Below are 1,710 nucleotides of genomic sequence, written 5' to 3' on the forward strand. Positions count from 1 at the left end.
CTCGGCGCGCAGTTCCGGGGAGAGCCGACGCCGCTCGGCGCGAATCGCCCGGCGCCAGCTGGGCTTGTCCTGCGGCACGGGCGGATGATGCTCCAAACGATGCGAAGGGTGCTGGCTCATGCAAGCTACTGTACCTTTTGTCCGCATCCCGCCCAGCTGCCGGGGTGGCGATTCGCCCTGGCTCCACAGCGTCATATCGGTGGCCCTTCGATGTGTCAGGCGCGGCGCAGGGCCAGCGGCGGCATACGATACTCATATGTTTTCCTCCTGGCTGCCGCGTCCGGCACTGGACGTGCTTGAGTCCGACCGGTTGCTGCTGCGCGGGCTGACCCGGAAGGACTACGAGGCGTGGATGCACCTGCGCTGGGTCAACAGCCAGTGGCTGCAACCATGGGATCCCACCGACCCCGCCGGACGCACCCCCACCACCACCTTTCAACAGATGGTCCGCTCCCAACGCCAGTCGGCGCTGGAAGGGACCGGCTACTGCTGGGTGGTCACCCTGAAGGACCCGCACGCGGCCAACCCGCCGCTGATTGGGCAGGTGTCCCTGTCCGGGATCCAACTGGGGGCCGCGCGCAGCGCCTCGATTGGCTACTGGATTGATCACGGGCACGCCGGGTTCGGCTACATCCCCGAGGCGGTGGCCTGGTGGGGGACTACAGCTACGCAAAGCTGGGGCTGCACCGGCTGGAAATCAACATCCGCCCCGAAAACGCGGCCAGCCTGCGGGTGGTGGAAAAGCTGCGGTTCCGGGACGAAGGGGTGCGCGAACGCTTCCTGCACATCAACGGGCAGTGGCGGGATCACCGCACCTTCGCGCTGAACCGAGAGGACTTCAGCGGGACACTATTAGAACGTATCAACGAATCCCGGCCCGAACCGCGGCCCTGAGTCGTGGTTTGCGCGCTGATGTGAGGCAACTGGGCAGAAAACTTGTAGACACACCGCGACATTTGACCAGCGCCGCGTGATCGGTTGCATAGGGTTAAATCGAGAATCCCTGACCTGGATTCAATGTTGACCGACCGGAATCGGTGATGGAGGAATCAATGGCTGCCACGTCGCAGAGCGCACCGCAGAAAAAAGTTTCAGCTGCCCAGCCAAAACTTCGCCTGCGCTATGGACGGTTGAGCGTGGCCCTCGCCGGCTTGCTGGCCCTGGTGGCGACACTGGTCACCGCGGTGCTGGCCCCGTTCACCTCGATCGGTTTCGGCCTGGTGTTCTTCCTCTTCGCCCTGGGAGTGGCCAGCTTCGCCACCCTGCGCACCATGGCCGTGCGTGACCGCAACCGCAAGCTGTTGCAGCGCATGGAAGCGGTACGTGAGCAGGCCCTGCACACCCCGGCCTTCGAGGACTCCAGCAACCAGGTCATCGCCAAGTCCGCGAAGGATGAGAAGGTTTTTGACGCCCGACCGGATTCCGGCCGTCGGGCTCCCTCGATTACCGCAGAGGAACTGCGTGCCGAGGCCCTGCGCGTGGCCCGCGGCGACGGTGGCGTGAAACAGCCGGCCACCTGGGAACCGACCGAGGTGCCCAAGCCGAAGTACGTTGCCGTGCGCGAAGCCACCGAAGCCACCCGTCAGCAGGTCGCCGAGCAGGTTCGTCCCGAGCCGCTGCCGAAGGCCGAACCGCTGCGCCCCAGCGCGAAGATCAGCCTGAAGGCCTCCGAGGAGGCCCGCGAGATCGCCAAGCAGGTTTCCGCGGCAG

At 65.6% G+C, this 1,710-nt stretch carries 1 protein-coding gene and 1 pseudogene; both read left to right on the forward strand.

The genetic code is table 11. The features are described 5' to 3' along the window. Positions 1 to 256: 256 nt before the first annotated feature. Positions 257 to 826: a GNAT family N-acetyltransferase gene (locus JCM19049_RS13335; protein ID WP_306420809.1), complete on the forward strand. Its 570-nt coding sequence runs from the start codon at positions 257 to 259 to the stop codon at positions 824 to 826. Between the two features lie 310 nt (positions 827 to 1,136). Continuing rightward, positions 1,137 to 1,710 (forward strand): annotated as a pseudogene (locus tag JCM19049_RS13340) (hypothetical protein); the annotation flags it as partial.

It is taken from the genome of Arthrobacter sp. JCM 19049, from assembly GCF_001310435.1.